Source organism: Amycolatopsis thailandensis (assembly GCF_042723255.1).
In the GTDB taxonomy this organism is placed as follows: Bacteria; Actinomycetota; Actinomycetes; order Mycobacteriales; family Pseudonocardiaceae; genus Amycolatopsis; species Amycolatopsis thailandensis.
This window is the reverse complement of record NZ_JBHXJK010000040.1, coordinates 24,844-50,713: the sequence shown is the minus strand read 5'-3', so window position 1 is coordinate 50,713 and position 25,870 is coordinate 24,844. Positions and strand designations below refer to the sequence as shown.

At 68.2% G+C, this 25,870-nt stretch carries 23 protein-coding genes; 9 read left to right on the top strand and 14 right to left on the bottom strand.

Going from position 1 to position 25,870, the window contains the following annotated elements; translation table 11 throughout:
• Positions 1 to 507 precede the first annotated feature (507 nt).
• A complete protein-coding gene (locus ACFWMR_RS18120) occupies positions 508 to 1,371 on the top strand; it encodes a helix-turn-helix domain-containing protein (protein ID WP_378379174.1) in 864 nt (287 codons plus the stop codon).
• Positions 1,372 to 1,377: 6 nt separating this feature from the next.
• On the opposite strand, the gene ACFWMR_RS18115 is transcribed toward ACFWMR_RS18120, so the two are convergent.
• A complete protein-coding gene (locus tag ACFWMR_RS18115) occupies positions 1,378 to 2,475 on the bottom strand; it encodes a ThiF family adenylyltransferase (RefSeq protein WP_378379173.1) in 1,098 nt (365 codons plus the stop codon).
• Positions 2,476 to 2,776: 301 nt separating this feature from the next.
• Here ACFWMR_RS18115 and ACFWMR_RS18110 point away from each other — a divergent pair, with 301 nt between their 5' ends.
• Together ACFWMR_RS18110 and ACFWMR_RS18105 are read left to right on the top strand one after the other, a co-directional pair.
• A complete protein-coding gene (locus ACFWMR_RS18110) occupies positions 2,777 to 3,646 on the top strand; it encodes a helix-turn-helix domain-containing protein (protein WP_378379172.1) in 870 nt (289 codons plus the stop codon).
• Entirely contained in the window at positions 3,636 to 3,869 is a 234-nt protein-coding gene (locus ACFWMR_RS18105) for a DUF397 domain-containing protein (RefSeq protein WP_378273655.1), read from the top strand. The genes ACFWMR_RS18110 and ACFWMR_RS18105 overlap by 11 nt, the downstream gene beginning before the upstream one ends.
• A gap of 64 nt (positions 3,870 to 3,933) precedes the next feature.
• Here ACFWMR_RS18105 and ACFWMR_RS18100 read toward each other — a convergent pair whose 3' ends face one another.
• Positions 3,934 to 4,800, bottom strand: coding sequence for a TetR/AcrR family transcriptional regulator (locus ACFWMR_RS18100; protein WP_378379171.1), 867 nt, complete (start codon positions 4,798 to 4,800; stop codon positions 3,934 to 3,936).
• Between the two features lie 87 nt (positions 4,801 to 4,887).
• On the opposite strand from ACFWMR_RS18100, the gene ACFWMR_RS18095 reads away from it, so the two are divergent.
• Both ACFWMR_RS18095 and ACFWMR_RS18090 read left to right on the top strand, forming a co-directional pair.
• Positions 4,888 to 6,687, top strand: coding sequence for a right-handed parallel beta-helix repeat-containing protein (locus tag ACFWMR_RS18095; protein ID WP_378379170.1), 1,800 nt, complete (start codon positions 4,888 to 4,890; stop codon positions 6,685 to 6,687).
• A 39-nt stretch (positions 6,688 to 6,726) separates the two neighbouring features.
• A complete protein-coding gene (locus tag ACFWMR_RS18090; RefSeq protein WP_378379169.1) occupies positions 6,727 to 7,356 on the top strand; it encodes a hypothetical protein in 630 nt (209 codons plus the stop codon).
• 18 nt (positions 7,357 to 7,374) lie between these two features.
• Here ACFWMR_RS18090 and ACFWMR_RS18085 read toward each other — a convergent pair whose 3' ends face one another.
• The gene (locus ACFWMR_RS18085; RefSeq protein ID WP_378379168.1) at positions 7,375 to 8,757 is read right to left on the bottom strand and encodes an aminotransferase-like domain-containing protein; all 1,383 of its coding nucleotides are present in this window, start codon (positions 8,755 to 8,757) and stop codon (positions 7,375 to 7,377) included.
• Between ACFWMR_RS18085 and ACFWMR_RS18080 the strand changes: the two genes are divergently transcribed.
• Positions 8,756 to 9,979: an aminotransferase class V-fold PLP-dependent enzyme gene (locus ACFWMR_RS18080; RefSeq protein ID WP_378379167.1), complete on the top strand. Its 1,224-nt coding sequence runs from the start codon at positions 8,756 to 8,758 to the stop codon at positions 9,977 to 9,979. The genes ACFWMR_RS18085 and ACFWMR_RS18080 overlap by 2 nt on opposite strands.
• 57 nt (positions 9,980 to 10,036) lie before the next feature.
• Here ACFWMR_RS18080 and ACFWMR_RS18075 read toward each other — a convergent pair whose 3' ends face one another.
• From ACFWMR_RS18075 to ACFWMR_RS18060, 4 genes are all read right to left on the bottom strand, one after another.
• Positions 10,037 to 12,079, bottom strand: a complete 2,043-nt coding sequence (locus tag ACFWMR_RS18075; protein WP_378379166.1) for a M3 family metallopeptidase — start codon at positions 12,077 to 12,079, stop codon at positions 10,037 to 10,039.
• A gap of 103 nt (positions 12,080 to 12,182) precedes the next feature.
• Positions 12,183 to 12,893, bottom strand: coding sequence for a histidine phosphatase family protein (locus ACFWMR_RS18070; RefSeq protein ID WP_093935232.1), 711 nt, complete (start codon positions 12,891 to 12,893; stop codon positions 12,183 to 12,185).
• Between the two features lie 105 nt (positions 12,894 to 12,998).
• Complete coding sequence (locus ACFWMR_RS18065) at positions 12,999 to 13,838, bottom strand: undecaprenyl-diphosphate phosphatase (RefSeq protein WP_093935183.1); 840 nt, start codon at positions 13,836 to 13,838, stop codon at positions 12,999 to 13,001.
• Positions 13,838 to 14,884, bottom strand: a complete 1,047-nt coding sequence (locus ACFWMR_RS18060) for an LLM class F420-dependent oxidoreductase (protein WP_378379165.1) — start codon at positions 14,882 to 14,884, stop codon at positions 13,838 to 13,840. Before ACFWMR_RS18060 ends, ACFWMR_RS18065 begins: the two co-directional genes overlap by 1 nt.
• 136 nt (positions 14,885 to 15,020) lie before the next feature.
• Here ACFWMR_RS18060 and ACFWMR_RS18055 point away from each other — a divergent pair, with 136 nt between their 5' ends.
• From ACFWMR_RS18055 to ACFWMR_RS18045, 3 genes are all read left to right on the top strand, one after another.
• Positions 15,021 to 15,986, top strand: coding sequence for an aldo/keto reductase (locus ACFWMR_RS18055; protein WP_167406181.1), 966 nt, complete (start codon positions 15,021 to 15,023; stop codon positions 15,984 to 15,986).
• A gap of 112 nt (positions 15,987 to 16,098) precedes the next feature.
• Positions 16,099 to 17,112: a YncE family protein gene (locus tag ACFWMR_RS18050; RefSeq protein WP_378379164.1), complete on the top strand. Its 1,014-nt coding sequence runs from the start codon at positions 16,099 to 16,101 to the stop codon at positions 17,110 to 17,112.
• Positions 17,109 to 17,330 carry a DUF5703 family protein gene (locus ACFWMR_RS18045; RefSeq protein WP_093935187.1) on the top strand — a complete coding sequence of 74 codons (222 nt, stop codon included), beginning with the start codon at positions 17,109 to 17,111 and terminating at the stop codon, positions 17,328 to 17,330. The genes ACFWMR_RS18050 and ACFWMR_RS18045 overlap by 4 nt, the downstream gene beginning before the upstream one ends.
• Here the strand turns inward: ACFWMR_RS18045 and ACFWMR_RS18040 are convergent.
• From ACFWMR_RS18040 to ACFWMR_RS18010, 7 genes are all read right to left on the bottom strand, one after another.
• A complete protein-coding gene (locus ACFWMR_RS18040) occupies positions 17,323 to 18,066 on the bottom strand; it encodes an SRPBCC family protein (protein WP_378379162.1) in 744 nt (247 codons plus the stop codon). The genes ACFWMR_RS18045 and ACFWMR_RS18040 overlap by 8 nt on opposite strands.
• A 1-nt stretch (position 18,067) precedes the next feature.
• Entirely contained in the window at positions 18,068 to 18,664 is a 597-nt protein-coding gene (locus tag ACFWMR_RS18035) for a winged helix-turn-helix domain-containing protein (protein WP_093935189.1), read from the bottom strand.
• 40 nt (positions 18,665 to 18,704) lie between these two features.
• Entirely contained in the window at positions 18,705 to 19,583 is an 879-nt protein-coding gene (locus ACFWMR_RS18030; protein WP_378379161.1) for an alpha/beta fold hydrolase, read from the bottom strand.
• Positions 19,583 to 20,905: a M20/M25/M40 family metallo-hydrolase gene (locus tag ACFWMR_RS18025; protein WP_093935191.1), complete on the bottom strand. Its 1,323-nt coding sequence runs from the start codon at positions 20,903 to 20,905 to the stop codon at positions 19,583 to 19,585. The genes ACFWMR_RS18030 and ACFWMR_RS18025 overlap by 1 nt, the downstream gene beginning before the upstream one ends.
• Positions 20,906 to 21,171: 266 nt before the next feature.
• A complete protein-coding gene (locus ACFWMR_RS18020) occupies positions 21,172 to 21,687 on the bottom strand; it encodes a hypothetical protein (RefSeq protein ID WP_378379160.1) in 516 nt (171 codons plus the stop codon).
• A gap of 97 nt (positions 21,688 to 21,784) precedes the next feature.
• Complete coding sequence (locus ACFWMR_RS18015) at positions 21,785 to 25,306, bottom strand: ALF repeat-containing protein (RefSeq protein ID WP_378379159.1); 3,522 nt, start codon at positions 25,304 to 25,306, stop codon at positions 21,785 to 21,787.
• 13 nt (positions 25,307 to 25,319) lie between these two features.
• A complete protein-coding gene (locus ACFWMR_RS18010) occupies positions 25,320 to 25,835 on the bottom strand; it encodes a hypothetical protein (protein WP_378379158.1) in 516 nt (171 codons plus the stop codon).
• Positions 25,836 to 25,870 lie beyond the last annotated feature (35 nt).

Below are 25,870 nucleotides of genomic sequence, written 5' to 3'. Positions count from 1 at the left end.
TTTTTTTTTTTTGTTTTTTTTCTTTTTTTTACTGTTTTCTTTTGCTTCTTGTTGGGGGTTTTTTAATAAATTTTGACTTCGAGACCTGCCGCCGCCCTCCCCCACCCGGAGGTTCGACGTGTCCGGCGTCCTCCCTCCCCTGGGGTCGGCTATCTGGCCGATCCCCAAGTGGCGCCCACGTCGGGGGCAGGGTCCTGATACTCCGAAACCAAGCCAGGGTGAGTGAACGTCACTCCCCCGTCGAACGAGGCGCGCTCTTCCTGGCGACAGATTCGCCCAGCGGCGTAGCCGACTCCCAACCCCAGCGGCAGCAAAGCGAGTTCGGCGATTTGGATCCAGTTGGCGAACATCGGTCTCCCCACTCTTCGACCCGGCTGGTGCCACTTGATGCTATTCGCTAACTATGCGCGCACGAAGCGGCTATTCGTGTACTATTCGCGCTCTAGTGCTGAGCCGGAGTATGATCACGCACCGAGCCGCAGCCCCGCCCCCCTGCGAAAGAAGCCCATGCCCACGTCGTCGCCCCACCCCAGCTCCGATCGCGCACGGCTGGCCGCGAAACTCCGCGAGATCCGCGCCGCCACCGGGCAGTCCGGCAACCAATTCGCCAAGACCTTGGGCTGGCCCCAATCGCGAGTGTCCAAAATAGAGACCGCGACCCAGTTCCCGACCGGCGACGACATCACGAGCTGGCTCACCGCGGCTGACGCCGTCGACGAAGAAGACGCAGTCGCCGACTTGCTCAAGCGCGCCCGGGTGGAGTCGGTGTCGTTCCGACAGGAGTTCGGAAAGACCGGCGGAGCGGTCGCCAAGCAGCGATCGGTCCGCGAACGGGAGCGAAAAGCCTCTCGCGTCGCGATCTTCCAGCCCGCACTGGTTCCCGGACTGGTGCAGACACCGGACTTCATGCGGAAGCTGCTCGCGCTCCCCTCCGGCCCGGCACGAACGGGCGGCGCCACTGACATCGAGCAAATGGTGGCCGTCCGGATCGACCGGCAGACGCTGTTGCACGATCCGCGTAAACCCATGCCGCTGGTGATCGGCGAAGCCGCCTTGTGGACCCGGATCGGCGACCTCGAAACCCAACTCGGTCAGCTGGACCGGCTGCACACGCTCGCCGGCCTGCGCACCGTCGACCTGCGGATCGTGCCCTTCGACCGCGTCATACCGGTCGCTCCGTTGCACGGCTTCAGCATCTACGACGACCTGGTCGTAGTGGAACTGTTCGCCGGCGAGCACCTGATCAGGGATCCGGAAGAGGTCGCCTTGTACGAGCACATGTTCGGCCTCTTACAGGCCGAAGCCGTGTCCGGTGCCGCGGCGGCCCGGCTGATCCAGGACGTGGCGCGACAGCTGACGTCCGGCTCCTGACCTCGATCAGACGGCGGCCCGGCACGTCCGGCATTCCGCGTGCGGCTCTTCCAGGCTCGTGACGAAGCTGTGGTCCATCGTGGCGAGACTGAAGCCGTACTGACAGTTCAGCGCGAGCTTCGGCGCGTTGGTGATCAGGCACATCACGGCGTGCGCCACCAGATTGCCCGCGACACCCGCGGTCACCGCGTTGGCGGCGTGTGCCGGAATGCTCGCGGCGGGCCGCCACGTCGCCAGCGGCGGCCGCGCGGCGTCGCGATCCTGCTCGGTGAGGCGGGCACACTCGTAGCAAGGCCCGGCCCCGGGCCGATAGATCCCCAGGTTGACCTGCGGGCCGTGATATCCCCCATAAACCCAAGGCGTACCCGTCGACGCGCACGCCTGGTTCGTCCAGGTCCGGATCTCCGGCGGGCGATCGGCGGTCATGATCAAGACGTCGCAGTCGGCGGCCAGTCTTCGCAGCGACGCCACTCCCCTGATCCTGGTCGACTCTCCGGTGACCTCGACGTCCGAATTGGCCGCTCGCAACCTGGCCACCGCCGCGTCCACCTTCGGCAGACCCAGATGCTGCTCGGTGTACAGGATCTGGCGGCCGAGGTTCGAAAGTTCGACCAGGTCCGGCTCGACGCAGTGCAGCCGTCCCACCCCCGACATGACGAGGCCCAGGGCGGCCGTGCAGCCGACGCCGCCAACGCCGACCAGCACCACCCGCGCCTGAGCCAACAGCACCTGGAAATCCCAGCTCGAAGTTCTTCGCGTCAGATCGATCCACCGGTAGAGCGACCGGCTTCGCGAGTGACGCTCGAGTTGTCGCGCGGTCAGCGCGACCACGGCAGGCTCATCGGCGTCCTCGACGTACCCGAGCTCGGCCAGCGTCTCGATGGCCGCGGCGACCTCGTCGGGACAAGAGTCCGGGAATCGATCAGCCAGGTCGGCGCCGACCTGGCTCACCGTTCGCGTTCCGTCGAGAAGGTCCAGTAACGCCCACACCGCACCGTCGGAGTCCCTCAACTCCGCGGCGATGCCGAACACCTCACCGCCGATCCGGATCCAGCCGTCGCCGAATCGAACCGGACGATGCTCATTCTTGATTCGTGGACGCACGCCGAACCCCTCCCAAGGTCAACCGTTGTCTGAGCTGTAGACGTGGCGAATCGCGTCGTCGCGCTCCACCATCACGATCTCGATCATCACCGGTCACCCCCTTTCCCCCGACCACGCCGAGAAACGAGCCTGACGCGCCGACCCGCCTACCGGCGGAAGAATCTCTACATTGTAGAGTGCCCCGTTGTGGACGCCTCAAATGTAGAGCGATACATTGGAGACGTCTACGTGCTTCTGTGGGGCCAAGCGGGTGATCCTGGGGTCACTCTCAGCAACAAGACTATGAGGAGGTGGTGACTTCGTGGGCACACTGACCCCCACCGCCATCAAGCGCTGGATCGCACTCGAGATGAAGCGCCTCCGGGAAGCGGCGGGCTACGACCGGGCCACCGCGGCCGAGCGCATCGGCAAGGCGACGACGGTCATCGCACATATCGAAACCTCGCGAAATCTGCCTGCGCCCGCCGATCTGGAAATCCTGCTCGACTTTTACGGAGTGCCCGAAAGGGCACCGCGTTTCCTCGACCTGACCAAGCGAGCGAAACGCGGCCGCGACTGGTGGATCAATTTCGACGACGGAGTGTTCGACTGGTTCAATCTGTATCTCGGCCTGGAAACCGGCGCCGCCCGGATCCGCACTGTGGACCTGGTCGTACTACCCGGCTTGTTCCAAACGCGCGACTACGCTCTCGCCATCATCAGGGAAGGCCGTCGCTGGGACACCAACGCCGAACTCGAAACCATGGTCGACCTGCGGATGGCGCGGCAAGAAATACTCGATCGACCTGCAGACGCACCACAGATATGGTCGATATTGGACGAGAGCGTCCTCCGCCGACAGGTCGGCGGACCGGCAGTGATGCGTGATCAACTGCAGCACCTGATGGATTTGACCGAGCGATCGAACATAGACATCCAGGTGCTCCCTTTCACCGCGGGCGCCCACGGCGCCTCGGACGGCATGTTCGTACTCCTGGACTACCCGCCCGAATTCACCGGTGACCCCGGAACCGTGTACGTCGAAAACCGACGAGAAGGCCTCTATTACGACGACAAAGAAGACCTGCGTCGATTCCGCAACACCTTCGAACGTCTCCAGGCACAAGCGGAAAACCCTGGACGGACACGGGCTTTCATTCAAAACTTGGCAAGGGAAATCAATGAACAATGATACAGCCCGTCCCACACTCCTCGGCCTTTCAGGCTGGTGGAAATCGAGCTACAGTGCTGGTTCAGCCGGCTGCGTCGAGGTCAACGACTCGGTGACCGGCTACGTGGGAGTGCGGGACTCGAAGCTCGGCGACAACAGCCCGGTCCTCGTCTTCGAACCGCATGAGATCCGGGCCTTCGTCCTCGGCGCGAAGAACGGCGAATTCGACCACCTGCTCACGTGATGCGAAGTGATCCGCTCCGGCAATCGGGTGATGGCCGGAGCGGAACACTCCGCGAACCCAAGCTTCAACCTTGAGCCTGACGCTGTCGATAGGCGCGTTGCTGACAAGCCCTCGAGCAGTAGTCCCGAGGCCTGCCCCGCCTTCCCGCGTCCAGTGGCTTGCCACAGATGACACACTCCCCACCCTCTGTTTCATCACGCATTACCTCACTGCCCTGGCCTTCGACGAGCATCTGCACTCCGTCGAGAGTGCGACTCAGCCCGAATTCGAAGGGATCGAGCGGCGCGTCCATTCCCCCGCTCTTCCACAGCGCTTCCAAGGCCGGATAGCGGTCGAGGCGCTCGAACAGGGACTCTCGTTCGCTCCACCAGCGCTCATGGGACACGCCCGTGCGCCGCTGCAGTTCCGCGACCTCCCCCGCCTGACGCGCGGCCGACTCGACGAATCCGCCCACCAGGTTCACCACCGCGATCACCTGAGACGGCGCCAGGCCACTTCGCGAAGCCACGTCCAGCGCGTGGTCGTAGCCGACCATGATGTTCGGACCAGGAAGACGACGGGTTCCGGCACTGTGGACCAGCCACGGGTGCCGTCGGTGCATCTCCCACGCCCGTCGCGCCCAGCGTTCGAGACCCGCCCGCCAGCCGAGCTCCGCCGAAGGCTCCACCGGGAACTCGCCGTACACGGCGTCGCGCATGAGTTCCACCAGTTCCGCCTTGCCGGGAACGTACCGGTACAGCGACATGGTGGTGGTGCCGAACCGCTCCGCGACCTTGCGCATCGACAAGGCGGCGAGCCCGTCGGCATCCGCGACGTCGATCGCCGCGGCGACGACGCGGCCGAGGCTCAACCCGGGCCGATCCGGCTCGGGTGCCCCCCAGAGCAGCTCGATCGCGCGCTCCGGATCCGGCTGCGAGTCGTCTTCCGTCACCAGTACTCCCTTGACGCTCGTCACTCACCCATGTTTAGGTAATAAACATCAGTATATCCCATAAACCTCACCCAGGAGCGCTTCAGCATGCCCGAAATCAGGTTCTTCGTATCCCCCGACGGCCAGGACGACTGGCCCGGAACCGCCGACCGGCCGTTCGCGACCCCGCACGCGGCGCAAGAAGCCGTTCGCGCCGTCACCGCCGGGATGACCGGCGACATCGTCGTCACCTTCACCGCCGGCGTCCACTACCTCGCGCGACCTCTTGTTTTCGACGACGCGAAGGGCGATTCCGGCATGAACGGCTTCCGCGTGATCCATCAAGCGCAGGGCTACGGAACGCCGGAGCAGGCGAAGGTCGAACTGAGCGGCGGCCGTGAAATCACCGACTGGTCCATGGACGGCGACGGCGTCTGGTCCGCACCGATCGGCGACCTGGCACCACGACGGCTCACCGTTGACGGCCACCCCGCGACACGGGCTGCCCGCAGCACTGGGCTACCCGGAACCGTGACGAAAACAGCGACTGGTTACGTCACGGACAGCACGGAGCCCCAGTCGTGGCCGGACCCGTCCGGCCTGGAGTTCGTGTACCCCGGCGTCTACCCGTGGTCCGAAGCCCGGATCGCGGTCGCGTCGATCTCCGGCGACGCGTCCTCGACCACCATCACGATGGCCCAGCCCGCCTTCGACCACGCCGGCTCCCTCTACGACTCGAAGTGGTACGGCGCCGGCGGCGACGGGACCTGGGACGGCCTCGCCGCCCCTTCCGTACTCGAGAACAGCGTGGCCTTCCTGACCGAGCCGGGCACTTTCGCCGTCAGTCGCACCGAAGCGGGCGACCACGTCCTGCACTACCGCCCGCGCACCGGCGAGGAGATCGGCAAGACCACCGTCGTCGTCCCCGTGCTCGAAACGCTCATCAGCGGTCAGGGCGTGCACGACCTCGTCTTCCGCGGCTTCACTTTCGCCGACGCGGCCTGGACTGGCCCCACTCGCACCGGCGGCTATCTGCACTACCACGGCAACGCCCGCTACGAACGTGGCGAATTCCAGAAGATCGACCTCGGTGCGGACGTCGGGTACGTCCACGTTCCGGCAGAGCCCGTCCAGTTGCCCGCCAACGTCGGCTTCACCTCGGCCTGCCGGGTCACGGTGGAGGGCAACCACTTCACCCGCCTCGGCGCGGGAGGCCTGCTGGTCGAGGGCGGCACCGACGTCGAGGTCCGGGAATGCGTCTTCGACGAGATCTCCGGCAGCGGGATCGCCGTGCACGCGGGCACCCGGGTCTCCCTTGAGGACAACCTCGTCCACCACATCGGCACCGAGTATCGCGGCTCGTCCGCCGTCCTCGTGGTCGAATCCGAAGAGACCATCGTGGCCCACAACGAGATCCGCGACGTCCCGCACAACGGCATCGTGATCACCGGAGGCGAGCGGGCAAAGGGCACCCAGGTGCTCTCGAACCTCGTCGAACGCAGCATGGGGAAGCTGATGGACGGCGGTGGGATCTACCTCTCGGCACCGCAGGGTTCGTCGTTCGCCGGCGGGGCGATGGTCCGCGGCAACGTGATCCGCGACGTCCTCACCTCGTACAACTTCGGCCTTTACACCGACTACGGCGCCGCGTGGATCACCGTCCTCGGCAACATCGTCCACGGCGCCGACACACCGATCGTGCTCCAGGTGGGTCCTCCGATGGAGAACGTCGCCTTCGTGGGCAACCTCTGGGATGCCCTCCCCGACGGCTACGACGATCCGCCCGAGACGGTGACCGTGGCCGCGAACACCGTGCTCCCCAAGGAGAGCTTCGCCGAAGCGGTCCGGGCCGATCCGGCGGGTGCCGACATCCTCGCGCGGGCGGGACGTCGCCGTCTGGAACGATGATCATCGCTCTCGCCACGATCTCCGAGGAGACCACCTGCCATGCCGACCCAGTCCACGGAAGCGCCCGGGACCCGCCGACGGCTCGCGCGGATCGCGACCGAGGTGCTCGCACCCTGGGTCTGGGTGCTCGGCCTTCCGCTGATCGTCGCCTGGAAGGTCACCGGGTACCACCTCGGCGAGACCTTGCTCTGGGGTCTCATCGTCGGTGTCACCGGCTCGCTGATCCCGATGGCGGTGATCGTGCGTGGCGCCAAGAAGGGCAAGTGGGACAGCCACCACGTCACCGATCGAGCGGGCAGGCTCGTTCCGTTCGCGGTCTGCATCGGCTCGCTGGCCGCCGGATTCATCCTGCTCGTCATCGGAAACGCCCCGCACGAGATGATCGCGCTCGCGGCCGCCGAACTGGTCTGTCTGGTCGCCGCGCTCGCGATCACCTTCGGGTGGAAGTTCAAGATCTCGATGCACGCGATGGTGGCGGCAGGCGCGGCCGTGATGCTGATCCGCGTCTACGGCCCATGGCTGGGGCTGGTCTTCCTCGGCGTCGGCTGGGTCTGCTGGTCGCGCGTCGAACTCGGCGACCACACCAGGGCCGAGGTCACCGCCGGGACGGCCGCCGGTGTTGTCCTCGGTGGTGGTGTTTACCTGGCTCTCGAAATGATCTTGGCCTGACCGACGCCGTATAGGTCGTTATACATTTCTCCCGAGTCGCCGGATGCCTTCGGCGAGTTCGGCGAGGTCGGCCGTGGCGGCGAAGCCCAGTCGCAGGAACGATCCGGCCGGCTCGGCGGCGAAGAAGCGCTCCCCTGCCCCGACGACGACTCCTCGCTCTCTGGCGGCACGGGCGAGCGCGTTCGCGTCACTCCCCTCCGGCAGCCGCACCCAAAGGTGCAACCCTCCCGAGGGAAGGCGCGCGACGGTCCACTCAGGACACTCCCTCGCCAGCTCCGCCGCCGCCTTGACACACCGTTCCCGCAGTCCGGCGCCCAGTTTCCGCACGTGACGTTCCCAGGACGGCGCACTGAGCAGTTCGAGGGCCGCCTCCTGCAACGGCCGGGAGACGAAGAAGTCGTCGACCCGCCGGATCGCCTTCATCCGGCCGAGAACCGGTCCTCGCGCGATCAACGCCCCGATCCGAAGGCTCGGCGCGGCGGCCTTGGTGAGCGAAGTCAGGTGGACGACGGTGCCGTCGCGGTCGTCGGTGATCAGCGGACGCGGCGCCGTGGTCCCGTGCGACAGGTGGCGGGCGAAGTCGTCCTCCAGCACGAACGCCCCCGCCGCCCTGGCCACCTCCAGCACCCGGGTGCGGCGCTCGGCCGCGAGCACTGTCCCGGTCGGGTTGTGAAACGTGGGCTGGCAGTAGAAGAGCCGGGCGCCGGTCATCGCGAACGCCTCGGCGAGCAGGTCCGGGCGGACGCCGTCGTCGTCGATCGGCACCGGCACCGGGCGGAGCCCCGCCGCCCGCGCCGCGGCGAGCGCTCCCGGGTAGGTCGGCGATTCGACGAGCACCGGGCTTCCGGGTGCCGCGATGGCGCGGAACGCCATCGACAGCCCGCTCTGCCCTCCGGCGGTGATCAGGACGTCGTCCGGCGACGCGGCCGCCGGTCCCGCGAACACCGACCTCAGCGCGGTCAGGCCGGTGGCGGGCGCGCGGTCCCAGGCGTCCGGCCGCCTGCCCGCCCGGGCGAGTGCCGCGCTCAGGAACCTGGTCGCTTGCAGGGAGCGGTGCGGATAACCGCCGTCGAGGAGGATCGCGCCGTCGGGCGGCGGGCCGAGGGTGCCGGTGAGGGACCTGGTGTCGACACTGCGGTCGGTCAGCGCGACGGTCTGCCACGCCGTGTCGAGCGGTTCCCCCGCCTTCGTCGGTTTGACCGCCACGTACGTCCCGCTGCCGGGACGGGTCACGACCACGCCTTCGGCGGCCAGCTGGGCGATCGCGCGAGAGACCGTCACCGGGCCGACCCGGTAGCGCTCGATCAGCTCGCGGCTGCTGGGCAACCGGTCCCCCGACGCCGCCGCACGGACCAGCGAGCGCAGCTGGGCAACGAGCGCGGAAGTGCTACTATCCGACATGAAAGAACATGATAGTGCTACTGGACCCGGGACGGAATCACTACTGGACGTTCCGGCCCTGCGGGCGGACACCCCCGGCAGCGAGAAGGTCGTCCATTTCAACAACGCGGGCTGCGGGCTTCTGGCGAAGCCGGTCCTGAAGACGATGCTCGATCATTTGAATCTCGAAGCCGGGATCGGCGGTTACGAGGCCGCTGCCGCACAGGCGGACGAGGTCGCCGGTTTCTACCGCGAGATCGCCGCTTTGATCAACGCGAGGCCGCGCAACATCGCCTTCGCGGCGAGCGCCACCCACGCCTACTCCACCGCGCTGTCCTCGATCCGGTTCGAACCCGGCGACGTCGTCCTCACCACCCGCAACGACTTCATCTCAAACCAGATCGCGTTCTTGTCGCTGCGAAAGCGATTCGGGGTCGAGGTGGTGCACGCACCGGACGCTCCCGAAGGCGGCGTCGACGTCAATGCGATGGCCGCGCTGATGCGCGCGCAAAGGCCGAAATTGGTCGCCGCTACGCACATCCCGACCAACTCGGGACTGGTCCAGCCGGTCGCCGGGATCGGACGGCACTGCCGGGAGCTCGAACTCCTCTACCTCGTCGACGCCTGCCAGTCGGTCGGCCAGTATCCCGTCGACGTCGAGGAGATCGGCGCCGATCTGCTCACCTCGACCTGCCGCAAGTTCCTCCGCGGTCCTCGCGGTTCGGGGTTCTTGTTCGTCTCCGACCGCTTCCTCGAAGCCGGGCACGAGCCGCTGTTCATCGACATGCACGGTGCCCGGTGGAACGCGCCCGGCGAGTACGAAGCCGCGGCGTCGGCCGCCCGGTTCGAGGAATGGGAGTTCCCGTACGCCGCGGTGCTCGGCTGCGCCGCCGCCGCGAAGTACGCCCGTGAGGTCGGCCTGGAGGCGATCTCACGGCGCACCCCCGCGCTCGCGGCTCGACTGCGTGCGGGCCTCGGCGATCTCTCGGGCGTCCAGGTGCTCGACCGGGGTCCGGAACTGGGCGCGCTGGTGACGTTCTCGATCAAGGGCTGGGAAGCCGTCCCCTTCAAGGAGGCCATGGACGCCCGGAGGATCAACTCGGCACTCAGCTACCGGGAATTCGCGCAATTCGACTTCGGGGACAAGGACGTCGACTGGTGCCTGCGGCTGAGCCCGCACTACTACAACACGGAGCGAGAGGTGGACGACGTGGTCGCGGCCGTCGCCGAACTCGCCGGCTGAACGCGGTTCCCCCGCCTGGGCACTGGGGGTGTCCGGGCGGGGGAACCGTCAGGCGGGTCAGGCCCCGGAAAGACCGCGGCGCTTGAGCAGCGGCTCGATCTCCGGGTCGCGGCCGCGGAACGCGCGGAAGGCGGCCATCGGGTCGATGCTGCCTCCCCGGCCGAGCAGTTCGCGGCGGAAGTGGTCGCCGTTCTCCCTGCTGAGCCCGCCGTTCTCGCGGAACCACTGGACGGTGTCGGCGTCGAGGACCTCGCTCCAGATGTAGGAGTAGTACCCGGCGCTGTAGCCGCCGCTGAAGATGTGCGCGAAGTAGGTGGTGCGGTAGCGCGGCGGCACGGCTTCCAGCGCGACACCGGCCTTGGTCAGCGCCTCGGCCTCGAACCGCTGGACGTCGTCGACCTTGTCCTCGGTGCCGAGCCCGTGCCACGCCTGGTCGAGGAGTGAAGCCGCGAGGTACTCGGTCGTCGAGAAGCCTTCGCCGTACTGCTGCGACGCCAGGAGCTTGTCGACCTGCTCCTGCGGCAGCGGCTCACCGGTCACGTGGTGCTTGGCGTAGTTGGCCAGCACCTCGGGCCACAGCATCCACATCTCGTTGACCTGCGAGGGGTACTCGACGAAGTCACGCGGGACGTTGGTGCCGGAGAACATCGGGAACTCGACGTCGGACAGCAGCGAGTGCAGCGCGTGCCCGAACTCGTGGAAGGCGGTCACGACCTCGTCGAAGGTCAGCAGGGTCGGCTCCCCCGCCGGCGGCCTGGCGACGTTGAGCACGTTCACCACGACCGTCTTGGTGCCCAGGAGTTTCGTCTGGTCGACGAAGTTGTTCATCCAGGCGCCGCCGCGCTTCGAATCGCGGGCGTAGTAGTCGAGTAGGAACAGGCCGAGTGCCGTGCCGTCGGCGTCGAAGACCTCGAAGATCCGGACCTCGGGGTGGTACTTCGGCAGGTCTTCCCGCTCGGTGAAGCTCAGGCCGTACAGCTTGGACGCGGCGAAGAAGACGCCGTCGGCCAGCACCCGGTTCAGCTCGAAGTACGGGCGCAGCGCGGCGGTGTCGACCTCGAACCGGTCCTTGCGGACGCGTTCGGCGTAGAACGACCAGTCCCACGGCCGCAGGATCGCGCCCGGGATGTCGGCTTCGAGGTAGCGCTGCAGCTCTTCGGCCTCCGCCTTGGCGTTGGCGGCCGCGACCGGGGCGAGGCGTTCGAGCAGTCCCACCGCGGCTTGCGCCGTCTTCGCGGTCTCGTCCTCGATGACGTACGAGGCGTGGTCGGGGAAACCGAGCACGGCGGCCCGCTCGGCGCGCAGCCGGACCATCCGGGCGACGACCTCGTTGTTGTCGAACTCGTTGCCCCGGTTGCCGCGGGACACCGACGCGGTGAAGATCCGCTCGCGCAGCGCGCGGTCCTCCAACGGGGCCAAAGCCGCCTGCGCTGTCGGCAGGGTCAGCTTGAGGACGTACTTGCCCTTCTCCCCCGCGGTTTCGGCGGCAGTGGCGATCTCGTCCTCGCTCAGCCCCGCGAGTTCCGAGACGTCGTCGACGACCACGGCGAGGTCGTTGGTGTCCTTCAGGAGGTTCTGCTGGAAACGGGTCGACAGGGTCGAAAGCTGCTCGTTCAGCTCGCGCAGGCGTTTCTGGTCGGCTTCGGGAAGTCCGGCGCCCGCGCGGCGGACGTCGGTGTGATGACGCTCCAGCAGGCGGAGCGACTCGGTGCCGAGGCCGAGTTCGTCCTTGCGCTCGAACAGGGTGTTGATCCGGGCGAACAGCGCCGGGTTCAGGTTGATGGCGTCGGCGTGCGCGGCCAGCCGCGGCGCCATCTCGGCCTGCACGCGCTGGATCTCGTCGTTCGCGTTCGATCCGGCGAGGTTGAAGAACACGCTGGACACACGGGACAGCAGCCTGCCGGACTTCTCGAGCGCGACGATGGTGTTCTCGAAGGTCGGCGGCTCGGCCGAGCCGGCGATCTCCTCGATCTCGGCGGTGTGCTCGGCCAGACCCGCTTCGAAGGCGGGAAGGAAGTGCTCGTCGGCGATCCGGTCGAACGGAGGAAGGGAGTAGGGCAGCTCACTCGGCGCGGCGAACGGGTTGTCCTGCGAAATCATCGGTGTTGCTCCCGGGTCGTCGAATCTGCTGTTCTGGCCACCTTACGGGCAGTGAGGGGCCGGTGGATGCCGTCCGTGGCGGTGATGCCACCGACTGCGATGGTCACGCTCCGGTGGTACCGCCCACCACCGCGTCGGAGCTCTGCTTTCCCTTGCCGCGCTTGGCTTTCGCCTTCGGTTCGGGTGGGGCGATTCCGGCCAGGTCGCCGCCGTTGTCGTTGACCCGCAACACGAACGGACGAGTCTCGGTGTAGCGGACGACCGAGACCGACGCCGGGTCGACCACGATCCGCTGGAAGGAGTCGAGATGCTGGCCGAGCGCGTCGGCGAGGATCGACTTGATCACGTCGCCGTGGCTGCACAGGAGCCAGACCGCGTTCTCGCCGTGCTTCGCGGTGATCCGGGCGTCGTGCGCGCGGACGGCCGCGACCGAGCGGGCCTGCATCTCGGCCAGGCCTTCGCCGCCGGGGAAGACCGCGGCCGACGGATGCGCCTGCACGACCCGCCACAGGGGTTCCTTGACCAGATCCTTGAGCGCGCGACCGGTCCATTCGCCGTAGTCCACTTCGGACAAACCGGGCTCTTTGACCTTGTCCAGGCCGCGCGCCTCGGCCAGCTTCGCGACCGTCTGGCGGCAGCGGAGCATCGGCGAGACCACCAGCTCGGCGAGCGGGACCGGCGCCAGGCGCTCGACGAGCGCGGCCGCCTGCGCCTGACCGGTCTCGTCCAAGCCGACCTTGGGCGTGCGCCCGGCGAGGACGCCCGAACCGTTCGCCGTGGACTTGCCGTGGCGCAGAAGGATCACAGTACTCACGTGGCCCACCCTACGTGTCGTGCTTTGCCCGCTCCCGCGTTCAGTCCTCTGAATGCGGTCCTTGCGCGTTGCAACTACCGCAATCAGAGGACTAAATGCGAGGGGTTACACGTGCGGGCCGGCCTGCGGGTCCAGGACGCCGGCGAAGATCAGCACGAACAGCAGGACACCGAGCACGAGCCGGTAGATCACGAACGGCACGAAGCTCTTGGTCTTGATGTAGGACATCAGCCAGGCGATGACCGCGTAGCCGACGCCGAACGCGACCAGCGTGGCCAGGATCGTCGGCCCCCACTGCGCCGGGGCGCCGTCCTTGCCGATGTCGGTCAGCTTGTAGAGGCCCGAGCCGAACACCGCCGGCAGCGCCAGCAGGAACGAGTACTCCGCGGCCTCCGCGCGGGTGTAGCCCAGCAACAGCCCCGCACTGGTGGTACCGCCGGAACGGGAGACGCCCGGGATCAGCGCCAGCGCCTGTGCGAACCCGAACCCGAGACCGTGCGGCACGGTCAGGTGGTCGAGCGTGCGCTGCTGCTTCCCGATGCGGTCGGCCACCAGCAGGATCAGGCCGAACACGATCAGCGTGGTCGCGGTGATCCGCAGGTCACGGAAGGACTCGTCGATGGCGTCCTGCAACAGCAGGCCCAGCACCACGATCGGCAGTGAACCGACGATGATCAGCCAGCCGAGCCGGGCGTCGGGGTCCTGTCGCCAGTCCTTCTTGTAGATCGAGAAGAACCAGGCGCGGAGGATCTTCCCGATCTTGGTCGAGAAGTACAGGATGACCGCGAGTTCGGTGCCGATCTGGGTGACCGCGGTGAACGCGGCGCCCGGGTCGTCCCAGCCGGCGAGCGCCGCGGTGATCCGCAGGTGCGCGCTGGACGAGATCGGCAGGAACTCGGTCAGGCCCTGGACGAGGCCGAGGACCAGTGCTTCGAACCAGCCCATCAGGCGACACCGGCCAGTTCGATCGCTTCGGCCGCGACCTCGAGAGCGTGTGCGGAGCTCTCGGGGTCGGGCATCGAGGGTGCGACGGTCAAGGTGGTGACGCCTGCCTCGGCGAAGGCACGCATCCGCTCGGCGATCCGTTCCTTGGGTCCCAGCAGCGACGTCGCGTCGATGAACTCCAGCGGGACGGCCGCCATGGCGCCCTCGTAGTCCCTGCCCAGGTACTTCTGCTGGACGTCGGCCGCTTCGCGTTCGAAGCCCATCCGGCAGGCGAGCTGGTTGTAGAAGTTCTTCTCGCGGCTGCCCATTCCGCCGATGTACAGCGCCGCGTACCCGCGGACCGCGTCGGCACAGGCCTTCCAGTCGTCACCGACCACGAGCGGGACGGTGGGGACGACGTCGAAGCCGTCGAGGGAGCGCCCGGCCTTGTCCGCCCCCGCCTGGATCAGTTTCAGCTGCTCACCGGCGTGCTCGGGCGAGAAGAACACCGGCAGCCAGCCGTTCGCGATCTCACCGGTCAGTTCGAGGTTCTTCGGGCCGATGGCGGCCAGGTACACGGGGATCTCTTCGCGAACCGGGTGCACGGTCAGGGTCAGTGCCTTGCCGGGTCCGCCGGGCAGGGGCAGCTGGAAGTGCTCGCCCTCGTACTTGACCCGGTGACGGCTCAGCGCCTTGCGGACGATCTCGACGTACTCGCGCGTGCGGCCGAGCGGCGACGCGAACTTCACGCCGTGCCAGCCCTCGGAGACCTGCGGACCGGAGACGCCGAGGCCGAGACGGAACCGGCCGCCCGAGAGCGTGTCCAGGGTCGCAGCGGTCATCGCGGTCATCGCCGGTGTCCGCGCCGGGATCTGGAGGACCGCGCTGCCCACGTCGATGCGTGAGGTCTGCGCCGCCACCCAGGACAGCACCGTCGGGGCGTCCGAGCCGTACGCCTCCGCGGCCCAGACGACCGCGTAGTCCAGTTCGTCCGCCTTCTTCGCCAATGCCAGGTTGGCCGCGTCGTTTCCCGCGCCCCAATAGCCCAAGTTCAGTCCGAGTCGCACGGCGTGAATGTATCCATCGGAGTGTCACTCCTCCGTTCAGGGTGTTGACAGCCGATGACCCGCCCGGTGGTACTCGATCACGACACGCTCACCTGCTCCGCGTCCCGCACTTGCCTTCCGGCTAGGCTCGCCCGTCGTGGAAAAGCGACAGCTCGGCCGGTCGGGACTGCGGGTCTCGCGGATGGCCCTCGGGACCATGACGTGGGGTGGCGACACCGACTCGGAGGAGGCGGCCAGCCAGCTGGTCGCGTTCGTCGACGCCGGGGGCACCCTGGTCGACACCGCCGACATCTACGGTGAAGGCGAGAGCGAACGCGTCCTCGGAGGGTTGCTCGGCGACCTCGTGCCCCGGGACGACATCGTGCTCGCCACCAAGGCCGTCGCCCGCCGCACCGACGGCCCGTTCGGCGGCGGGGCCTCGCGCGGCGCCCTGCTGAGCGCGCTCGAAGGTTCGCTGCGCCGTCTCGGCACCGACCACATCGACCTGTGGCAGCTGCACGCGTGGGACACCACCGTGCCGGTCGACGAGACCCTCGCGGCGCTCGAATACGCCGTGAACAGCGGGAAGGCCCGCTACGTCGGCGTCTCCAACTACTCCGGCTGGCAGCTGGCGACCGCCGCGTCCCGCAGTTCCGCCGTCGCTCCCCTGGTCTCGACGCAGGTCGAGTACTCGCTGCTGGAGCGCGGGGTCGACCGTGAGGTCGTCCCCGCCGCGGAGCACCACGGCATCGGGCTCCTGCCTTGGGCGCCGTTAGGCCGGGGCGTGCTCACCGGCAAGTACCGCACCGGGACGCCCGCCGATTCGCGCGGCGCTTCGAGCGTTTTCGCGGGCTATGTCGAACATCACCGGACCGATCGCGCGGCCCGGATCGTGCAGGCGGTCGCGACGGCCGCCGACGGCCTCGGGACCTCACCGCTGGCCGTCGCGCTGGCCTGGGTCCGTGACCGGCCCGGAGTGGTCGCGCCCGTGGTCGGGGCCCGTGACACCGGTCAGCTGACCGGTTCGCTCACGGCCGAGGAGATCACGCTCCCGCCCGCCATCCGATCGGCGCTCGACGACGTCAGCGCGATCGAGGTCGGGTACCCGGAACGCGGCCTTTGAGCCTCTCGAATACTGGATTAGGTGACTGTTGGGTGACACAGACGTGACGCGGTGGGGTTCCAGGAGGATGCTGGAGAGGTCCATTCGACGAGTAGCAGGTGGAGGCACCAAGGTGGGTCGGCTGTCCGCCGTTTCCCGGATCGCGATCCCGCTCGCCGGTGCCCTGGTGCTCTCGTCCTGCAGTACGGACGACACACCGAACGACACCTTGCAGATCGTGCAGAACCCCGTCGCGGCGACAGCGGCGGTCTCCCCCGCGGTCGCGGTCAAGCCCGCCGGTTCGGTGTTCGCCGCGCCGGGGGTGAAGGCACTGGTGACGGACGAGGCGAGCAAGACGCTCGTCGTCGCCGTCTCGGAGCCGCCTTCCCTGCGTGTCTACGACCTCGCGGCCCTGGACGCCCCGAAGACGACCGTGCCCCTGCCCGGCCCTGCCGAGCGGCTCACGGTGTCGGGTTCGCAGGTGCTCGCGAGCGTTCCGAGCAAGAGCCTGCTGGCGAAGGTCTCCCTGCCCGGTGGCGCGCTGGAGACGGTCCCGGTCGCGGGGCAGCCGTCGGCCGGTCTCGCCGACGGCGACGCGACGCTGGTTTCGGTGCGGGACCGCAAGGCCGTGGAGGTGCTGTCCGGGACCGGCGGCCCGAAGACCATCACCGGCCAGATCTACAGCGCCGACGACGTGCTGAACACCGGTGACGGCGTCGTCGTGCTCGACAAGCTGCGCACCGCGTTGTTCGCCGTCGACCTCACCGAAGGCAAGATCGGCGAGGGCCTGCGCGCGGGTGACGGCGCCGCCAACGCCGTCACCGACGACCTCGGACGCGTCTTCGTCACCGACGCGCGAGCGGGAGCGCTCCTGGCGTTCTCCACGACTCCGTTGCTGCTTCGCCAGCGCTACCCCGTCCCCGGCGGGGCGTACGGCATCGCCTACGACCGCACCCGTGGCCTCGCCTGGGTCACCCTCACCGAACGCAACGAGGTCGTCGGCTTCGACGTCCGCGGCGGGGAGCCGATCGAGAAGCACCGGTTCCCCACCTTGCGGCAGCCAGATTCGGTCACCGTCGACGAGCAAGGCGGCCGCGTGGTCGTCGGTTCGGCCATCGGAGAAGGGATCCAGGTGATCACGCCATGACAGTCGTGGACGAGGCGGTGGTCGAAGGGGATTGGGAATACCGGCGGCTGCAACTGCCTCCCGGTGTTTCCCGGCGGGCGGCGGCGACGCAGCTGTCGATCCACGCCGAGTTCGCCGGATGGGAGCTTTCGACCGTCCGGCTCTACTCCGACGGGACCAGGAGGGTGTGGTTGCGCCGCAAGCGCACCGCCACCCCCCTGCCCGGCATCATCACCTGAACACGCGGCCGAGCCAATCGGCCCAAAGCCCGTCCTGTCCGGCGGAATCGACGTCGCCGAACAGGTGATGCATCACGACCACCGGGCCGACGAAGCCGCGGACGAACCTCAGCAGCGCGTCCGGGGTCCGGATCCCGACGGTCTGCGCGTTCGCGAAGTAGACCTCGCCGTCCACAGTGGACACCGCACTGGTGGACAGGCGGACCCGGTCCCCCGTCTCCGGCCGTCCGGCCAGCCCCAGTTCCCGGCCCAGCGCCAGCCACGCGCTGTCCCAGTCCTCGATCATCGGCCCGAACACCGTCACCGGCACCGCCTTCCGGCCAGCGAACCGGTTGAGGTACTCGACCAGGGTGCGCAGGAACAGCTCGCCGCCGGCGGTCATCGCCTCGAATTCGTCCTCCCAGTCGTCGCCGGGCAGGAAGCCGCTCGTCACGGTCCTCAGTACGGTGCTGCCGCCGGAACGGCCCTCGATGAGGAACTCGTACGCGACGAATCTCCCGTCCGGTTCCGGTTCCGTGCCGTAGACGAGCCGCTCCAGTGGGTCCCAGGCGGTGATCGCGGACGAGGGTTCGTAGCCGCCGAACGCGGTCTTCACGGTGCCGCCGACGCCGCCTTCGACTTCGTTGCGGCCCATGAACCAGGACGTGATGCCCGGCCCGGTCGCGATCGCGTCCCAGACCTGTTCCGGCGTCGCGTCGACCTCGACTCTGTCAGAGATCTCGAATTCGTGGCCCACTTCAGCGCTCCTCAGGCTCGGTTCCGACGCTCGGGTGGACGGCGACGACGATCCGGTGGTCGCGGCCCTGTTCGGCGCCTTCGTCGTGGTATTTGCCCACCAGGTTCGTGATCGCGACGGTGAGTTCCTCGGCGAACGCGGCCCTGTCCGCGGCGGAGGAGAAGCGCACTTCACCGTCGATCGCGAAGGTCGCCACCCGCTTGCGCGCCTTGGTGGAGCCGGTGATCAGCAGGCCGACGTCGCGCACCAGCCTGCCCGCGACCGCGAGCAGCCAGCGCGCGGAGAGGCGGTCCGGCGACTGGGCCGGATCGGGCTGCACGGCCGAGAGCGCCGTCGGCGAGATGACGTACGAGGACGCCGTCGCGCGCATCATGCGCTCGGTGACGTTGCCCTTGCGCCGCTCCTCGACGAGCTCGACGAGCCCGTGCTTCTCCAGCGCGCGCAGGTGGTAGTTCACCTTCTGTCTCGGCAGATCCACCCGTGCGGCGAGCATCGTGGCCGACGCCGGTTCGGCCAGTTCGGCCAGCAGCCGGGCCCGGACCGGGTCGAGTGAGACTTCGGCCGCTTCCGCGTCCTCGATCACCGCAACGGAGAACATGGCAAGAAGGTGCCACCGAAAACAGAATTTGTCAAGAACGTCAGTCTTGTCGGCGGGCCCGGTTCGCCAGGGCCAAGAGCCGGGGCACCACCTGCGGAGCCGCTTCCAGCGGGACGACGTGCCCCACCCCGGGCAGCACCACGGACGTCCCGTTCTCCACCGCGCCAGCCAGTTCTTCGACGTCCGCCGTGGGCACGAGCTTGTCCCGCTCCCCCACGATCGCGGTCACCGGCACCGCGCCGACCTGCGACAACGCCGATTCCCGCGTGTAAGCGTCCAGAGCGGGGCGGAACGCCGACACCGTCTGCGGCCAGTTGCCGCGGATCATCCGCACGGCGAGTTCGACGTCGCCGGGCACCGGGTCGTCCCCGAAGAGCCACCACCGCAGCCCGGCGGTCACCGCCTTGCTCGTGTGCTCCCGCACCAGGCCGATGAGCTTCGTCCCGAACACCATTTCGAGGTCCCGGCCGAGCTTCCCGAGCGCGTTCGGCCAGATCGCGTCCGGGGTGACGCCGCCCGCCGACATGGCGAGCAGCCCGATTCCCGCCACCCTTGCCGCGAAGACTTCCGGATGGCGCTGGGCCAGCGACAGGATCGCGAGCCCGCCCATGTCGTGGCCGACCAGGACGACCTTGCCCTTGGGGATCACCTTGTCCAGCAGTTCGGCCAGGTCGTCGGCGAGATGCCCCATCGTCGCCGACTCCGCCCGGACCTCCCCGGATTCGCCATGGCCGCGCTGGTCGTAGGCAAGCACCGCGAGGGGCTCCTCCGCGGCCTCGGCCAGCACCGGTCCAATGGCCCGCCAACTCCGCCTGTCGAGGGCGTATCCGTGAAGGAGTACGACGGTCACCGGCGCCGACGGATCGCCCCAGCGCTCGAAGTGCAGGGGTGTCCCGTCGGCGGCCAGCAGACCGGGCATCAGGCCGAGCGGAGGAAGCGGTCGAGCACGCGCACGCCGAACTTCAGCGCGTCGACCGGGACCCGCTCGTCGACCCCGTGGAACAGCGCCGAGAAGTCGAGGTCCGCGGGCAGCTGCAACGGGGCGAATCCGAAGTTGCGGATCCCGAGCGACTGGAACGACTTCGCGTCCGTGCCACCGGAGAGCATGTACGGGAGCGTGCGGGCGCCCGGGTCTTCGGCGAGGACCGCGTTGGTCATCGCGTCGACGAGGGCGCCGTCGAAGGTCGTCTCGACCGGCGGGAGCTCCATCCACTCCTTCTCGATGTCCGGGCCGAGGATCTCCTCCAGCTCGGCGTTGAACGCCTCGAGACGGCCGGGAAGGATCCGGCAGTCGACCGAAGCCTCCGCGACCGAGGGGATGACGTTCGACTTGTACCCCGCGGTGAGCATCGTCGGGTTCGCCGTGTCGCGCAGGGTCGCGCCGATCATCCGGGAGATGTTGCCGAGTTTGGCGACGGAACCCTCGATGTCGTCCTCGGGGAAGTCCCAGCCGGTGATCTCGGTGACGCCGTCGAGGAACTCGCGGACGGAGTCGGTCATGACCAGCGGGAAGCGGTGGTTGCCGAGCCTCGCGACGGCCTCGGACAGCTTGGTGACGGCGTTGTCGCGGTGGATCATCGAGCCGTGGCCCGCGGTCCCGCGCACGCGCAGCTTCATCCAGCGGATGCCCTTTTCGGCCGTCTCGATGAGGTACGCGCGGACGTTGTCCTTCAGCGTGATCGAGAACCCGCCGACCTCGCTGATCGCCTCGGTGACGCCCTCGAACAGCTCGGGCCGGTTCTCCACCAGCCACTGCGCGCCGTACTTGCCGCCCGCCTCCTCGTCGGCGAGGAACGCGAAGACCAGGTCACGGGGCGGGACGATGTTGTTGATCTTGTAGTGGCGGGCCAGCGCGAGCGCCATGCCACACATGTCCTTCATGTCGACAGCACCGCGTCCCCAGACGTAGTCGTCCTGGATCGCACCGGAGAACGGGTGCACCGACCACTCCGAGGCGTCGGCGGGGACGGCGTCGAGGTGACCGTGGATCAGCAGCGCACCACGCGACGGGTCTGCGCCCGGCAACCGGACGATCACGTTGTGGCGGTTCTTGCCGCCGGACTCGACATAGGTGATCTCGTAGCCCGCGTCGGTGAGCTTCTCGGCCACGTACTCGGCGGCGGCGCGTTCACCGACCAGCGTGTCGGGGTCACCGGTGTTGGTGGTGTCGATGCGGATCAGTTCACTGGTGAGGGTGACTGCCTCGTCGGCGGCGGCTTCGATCAGATTCGGTTCGGTCACCAGGCATTCCTACCATTGGTGACGCCCGCCGACCCGCCTCGACCGCCTCGTGGACGGCGTGTGTCCGCCCACTCCCGCCGGCTCGGCGCCGTGTCGCCGCTCTCGCGCGGCAGAAGCCTCATCCAGCGATCCAGGTCAGCCTCGGAAGGCTCGGACCGAGCCGGCCCGCGGTTGACGTCGTCGGTCCGCGGCAAGCCGAACTTGGCGCCGCTCCGCCGGCCCACAGTGGGCCCAGCGTTCCTGGCACCGACGAAATCCCTCTCGACTCAGTCCCACCACATGACCATGGCAAGTCGGCGGGAGGCGGCTTCGTCGTAGAAGTCACGCAGAATGGCATGCTGCTCGGCGAGCAACACTGCGAGATCGCCTATCACGTCTCGCACATAGGCCCCCAGTGAAGCCGCCGCCTCGTCTCGTTCTGCGGGCACGGCGGCGTGCACTCGCTCAGGAGCGAGTGCACGTAACACATTCGCGACCTCGGCGACCTGATCGGGATTCAGAGCTGTGACGGGGTGCTCGAAGATCGTATTCGGGAAGTCCCGGTAGGCCGGATTGACTTCCTCTGCACCGTCGAAGCCGCGGTGCAGCACATCCAGCGACAGTGCGTCGACGCCTATCAGTGCCCAAGTCCGCTTCAGTGCGCTGGGCCACCAATTCAGATCCAGATAGTCCGCCGATGGCGCCGAGCGGAACGAGCAGAGTTCGTCCAGCTCCGCGGCGGAGTCGCGACAGGCCGACAACTGTGGCGGGGGGATACGGGCGAGCTGCTGTGTCACTGCCATAAGGCGCAGTATGTCAAAACCACTCCTCCGGGCTCGACCGGATTACCACATCGCCGATTCCAGACCATTCACGGTCCTCCGGGTCCAATACGAGGGATCACGGGTTGTTCCATGTTCGCCATCTCAACCATTCGTCGAGTGGGATATGTGTTTCGTTCGGGTGGTCATCGGCCTTGGTTCCGCCTGGGAACCGCACCCCACCGCGGCCGACTATACGACCGTTGTCGTTGATCCGAACGTGATCGACTTGCTGCGATGGGTATTGGTGATTCGGGTTCCCCTTGTCGATCCGGACATTTGAACCGCTTGGATTGGCCGGGTCATGCCATCTGGTGCCGACTTTCTTTTGGTTCGGAGTTCCGGGCCCCCAACTGTCGGGAATCTTCTTGACAGCCCTCGGGTCGAGCCAGCCGCCGACCTTGGGTCCCCCCGGGACCAAGCCGTCGGCGATCGCCTTCTGCAGGCCCTTCATCGCCAACCCATTGACCAGCCCACTGAGGGTCGAGACGAAGTCCATGCCTTTGTCGAACGCGTCCTTGATCTGCACCAGATACTTGGTGAACAGCTCGTTGAGCATCCACTCGAGGTGTTCCCGGGTCTGGCAGAACTCGTTGACCCTGCACGCGTTCGCGACCTCGACGGCGACTGCCTTTCCGAGTGCCTGCCCGTCACCGCCCCTGCCGCACTCGATGGAGGGATTCAGCCCTAGGCAATGGGATCGCAGGAACTGAACGATGGCGTCGGCCTTCTCGCGGGTTATCGGCTCCGGTGGGACGCCGCCGTCCTCGTCACCGTCATTCGCCGCGCGCTCGGCCTTGCTGGCCAGGCGCTGAGCCTCCGCTGCGTAGTCGGCGGCTTCTCTCGCGGCTTTCGCCGCCTCCGCGGCGCTCCGGCCCGCCGCTTCCGCAGACGCCCGGGCGGCGGCGGCCGACGTCGCCGCCGAAGCTGCCGATATACGGGCCTGCGCCGCCGATCTCGCGGCGCTCACTGCGGACCGGGAGGCAGACGCGGCGGACTGCTGTGCCGCTGTGGCGGCTTCGCGTGCTTGCCGAGCTGACTCCGCAGCGTCATTCGCCGAGGCTTGCGCCGCGTCGGCGGACTCCTTGGCCTTCGTCGCCCAGTCGGAGGCTTCCTTCGCCGACTGGCTCGCTTGCTGCGCGTAGCGCTCCGCGTCAGCAGCCGCGTTGCGGGCGATCGCCGCCACCCGCTGCGCCTCAGCAGCCAGAGAGTTCGCCGCGGCCGCCGACGCGGCGGCGTCGGCGACGTGGCCGCGCACTGAGGCTACGTGCGTGGCTGTATCGAGATCTCGTTGGCGCGCTTTGGGGTAGCCGACGGTCAGGAACTCGGTCAGATAAGAACGGGGCCCCGCGAGCGCGATCTCGGCAGCGGCTTTCACCTCGGAGCCACCGGCCTGCATTCGCCGGGTGACCTCGATGCGGTCGTCGTGTTCAGCCGCCTCGTACTGGCCCGTGCGCAAGAAGGTGAACCGGTCGTGCGCGGTTCCTGCCAGCGCTTGCTGCGCTGCGGACTTCGTCGCCGGTCCTCCCGCTTCCATGAGCTGCGCGATCCGGACACGGTCGTCGTTCTCGCGCCCCTCGTACTGTTGGGTCCGCAGGAACGTTTCCACCACCTCGTGGGTGCCGGCGAGGGCTGCCTCCCCTGCGGCCCTCATCGGCGGGCCGCCGTATTCGATGAGAGTCTCCACCCGTGCGCGGTCGTCCTGTTCGGCGGCGAGTTCTCGGGTGTGGAACACGAATTCACGGACTTCGGCGTCAGTGCCGCCCAGTGCGTTGACCGCGAACTGGACCGTCCACGGACCACCGCGCTTCGCCAGTTTGGCCGCCGCCTTGCGGCCGTTGGCGACCGCGATGGCATCAGGGGTGCCCGGTGCCGTCGCCTCGGCGAGCAGTCGCTGGGTCTCCTCGTCCAGTCGAGCCTGTTCCTGGGTGTCGAACAACGCCGTGGCCCGTTCCTCGTCCTCCTTTTGCCGAGCTTCCGCGGCTTCTTGCTTGGCGAGATCGGTCCGGGCGACGAGTTGCGCGGCTTCGGTCCGGCGGGCGGTCTCTTCGACGGCGCTCGCCTTGTCCGCCGCGGCGGTCGCGTCGGCGGCGGCGGCTGTCGCAGCATTTGCGTGTTCAGTCGCCTTTCTCGCTGCCGTAGCTGCGTCCCACGCGGCGTTCGCTGCCTCGTCCGCCGCAGCCGCAGCCGCTTCCGCATGCGCCGCCGCCGCGTTGGCGGCGTCCCGGGCCTCCAGCGCGGCACTGCCCGCCTCCCGCGCCAAAGCTTCAGCCGCGTTGGCAGCCCGCACCGCCTGCTGGGCCTTCGCCCGTGCCTGCGCCGCCGCCCGCTTCGCTCGCGCTGCCTCAGCGGTGGCTACATTGGACTGCCGGGCGGCCTGATCTGCGGCGTCCGCGGCAGCTACCGCATTGGCGGCCGCACTGCCCGCGGCGTTCGACGCGCCCGCCGCGGCGTTCGCAGCGTCACCGGCCGCCTTCGAGGCGTCGGCCGCGAGCTTGGCACTTGCCGCGACGTTGCGCGCGTCAACAGCGGCGGCGCGAGCGGCGTCGGCCGTCGACGCGTCGGTCGCCGCGTTCGCGGCGGCCCTGTACGCACGCGACGCCGCCTGCCCCGCCAGTATCGCCGCGTTGGCCGCACGAGCGGCGGCGCTCGCCGCGACCCGCGCAGCTTGACTCGCCGCGGCAGAGGCGTCGATCGCGGTCCGCGCAGCCTCTGCTGCCCGGTTCGCGGCGTCGGCGGCCCGGCCGGCCGCGTTCGACGCCGTGATCGCCGAATCCTTAGCCGCGGCCGTCTCCGCGGCCGCGGCCTCGGCCGCCTGCCGAGCCAGTTCGGCGGCAGCGACGGCCTTCTCCGACTCGTCCTTGGCCTGCTGGGTCTCGACGGCCGCGAGATCCTTGGCTTCCCGCGCGAACGCGGCCAACTGGACGACGGTCAGTATCTCCTGATCGCGGTCCCTGGCGACGTGCTGACCCAGTTCAAGATACTCACGCCGGTCTTGCGGCGTCCCCGCCAGCGCGATGGCGGCGGTGCGTTTCACCTCCGGCCCGCCCGCCGACAGGATCTGCGTGACCCGCACCCTGTCGTCGATGTCACGAGCCGCGTACTGACCGGTCGCGACGAACTTCCGACGATCGTCATCCGAGCCGTTCAGCGCCTGTTGCGCCGCCGCCTTGACTCCAGGCCCGCCTGCGGAAAGGATCTGCGTGACCCGCACCCGGACGTCTTCGGCGTCGGGCCCCTGCCAACCGCTGTCAAGGAAGGCCTTTCGGTCGGCCGCGGTACCGGCGAGCGCTCGGCTCGCCGCATCCCGGACGCCACGTCCGCTGATGCCGACGATCCGGGCGATCCTGGCTCGCTCGTCGTTCTCGGCTGCGACCGCCTGGCCGGTCGCGAGGAACTCCCTCAGATCGACGTCGGTGCCCAGCAGCGCCGCCTCCGCGGCGCGCGTCGTGGCCAGGCCGCCGCCACGATAGAACTCCAGGACACGCTGCCGGTCTGTCGACGGGGGTGGGTCAGCGGCCGCCATCCCAGGTGTGACGACCTGACCGGCGACCATCAGCACAAGCAGCGTCGTCGTGATCAGCCTGCTGAGCGGCCCCATCCTGGTCCCCATCTCAGGCCGCCGCGCTATGGAACTCGAGCAGGGTCGCCGGACCGCTGTTCGGATCACTGCCTTCGCCGATCCCCCGGAATTCACCCTTGGCGACCGTGACCGTGCTGGGAACACCGTCCACCACGATGTCGGCCACGATGGTGTGCGCGCCCGCGCCCGTGATGAGGTAGGCCTCGGGAACCTCCATCGTCAGAAGCCCGGTGGCACCGCTGATCTTGAAGCAGAGGTGCCCCTTCGTCCGGCTCCATACCTCCGCTTGTCCCGTACCCGCCGCGCAGTCAGCGAAAAGGATGTGGCCATCGCCTTTGATCAGCTTGATTCCTCGTTCGGCGAGGATCTTCGCCGCGTCGGGATAGCTGTAGTCCTCCACGATCGCCGGCGGCAGGTCATCCGTGGGTGCGCCGATGGCGGATTCGGCGGCCCCGGCGGACAGGAACGCCGCGGCCGAAACCACTGCCACCAGCGGCAGTATGCGCTTTGGCACGCGAAAATTTTCCGCTCGAACGAACTTCTTCACGGTTTTCGGCGCGCCGTCTCGAAATCCTGGACCAG

Bases quoted from the DNA above. Each gene is read 5' to 3' on its own strand.
- ACFWMR_RS18035 (WP_093935189.1), bottom strand. From the start codon at position 18,664: ATGTTCTCCGTTGCGGTGATCGAGGACGCGGAAGCGGCCGAAGTCTCA.
- ACFWMR_RS18085 (WP_378379168.1), bottom strand. From the start codon at position 8,757: ATGTCGGATAGTAGCACTTCCGCGCTCGTTGCCCAGCTGCGCTCGCTG.
- ACFWMR_RS18075 (WP_378379166.1), bottom strand. From the start codon at position 12,079: ATGATTTCGCAGGACAACCCGTTCGCCGCGCCGAGTGAGCTGCCCTAC.
- ACFWMR_RS18020 (WP_378379160.1), bottom strand. From the start codon at position 21,687: ATGGCAGTGACACAGCAGCTCGCCCGTATCCCCCCGCCACAGTTGTCG.
- ACFWMR_RS18080 (WP_378379167.1), top strand. From the start codon at position 8,756: ATGAAAGAACATGATAGTGCTACTGGACCCGGGACGGAATCACTACTG.
- ACFWMR_RS18090 (WP_378379169.1), top strand. From the start codon at position 6,727: ATGCCGACCCAGTCCACGGAAGCGCCCGGGACCCGCCGACGGCTCGCG.
- ACFWMR_RS18015 (WP_378379159.1), bottom strand. From the start codon at position 25,306: ATGGGGCCGCTCAGCAGGCTGATCACGACGACGCTGCTTGTGCTGATG.
- ACFWMR_RS18120 (WP_378379174.1), top strand. From the start codon at position 508: ATGCCCACGTCGTCGCCCCACCCCAGCTCCGATCGCGCACGGCTGGCC.
- ACFWMR_RS18065 (WP_093935183.1), bottom strand. From the start codon at position 13,838: ATGGGCTGGTTCGAAGCACTGGTCCTCGGCCTCGTCCAGGGCCTGACC.
- ACFWMR_RS18045 (WP_093935187.1), top strand. From the start codon at position 17,109: ATGACAGTCGTGGACGAGGCGGTGGTCGAAGGGGATTGGGAATACCGG.
- ACFWMR_RS18095 (WP_378379170.1), top strand. From the start codon at position 4,888: ATGCCCGAAATCAGGTTCTTCGTATCCCCCGACGGCCAGGACGACTGG.
- ACFWMR_RS18105 (WP_378273655.1), top strand. From the start codon at position 3,636: ATGAACAATGATACAGCCCGTCCCACACTCCTCGGCCTTTCAGGCTGG.
- ACFWMR_RS18030 (WP_378379161.1), bottom strand. From the start codon at position 19,583: ATGCCCGGTCTGCTGGCCGCCGACGGGACACCCCTGCACTTCGAGCGC.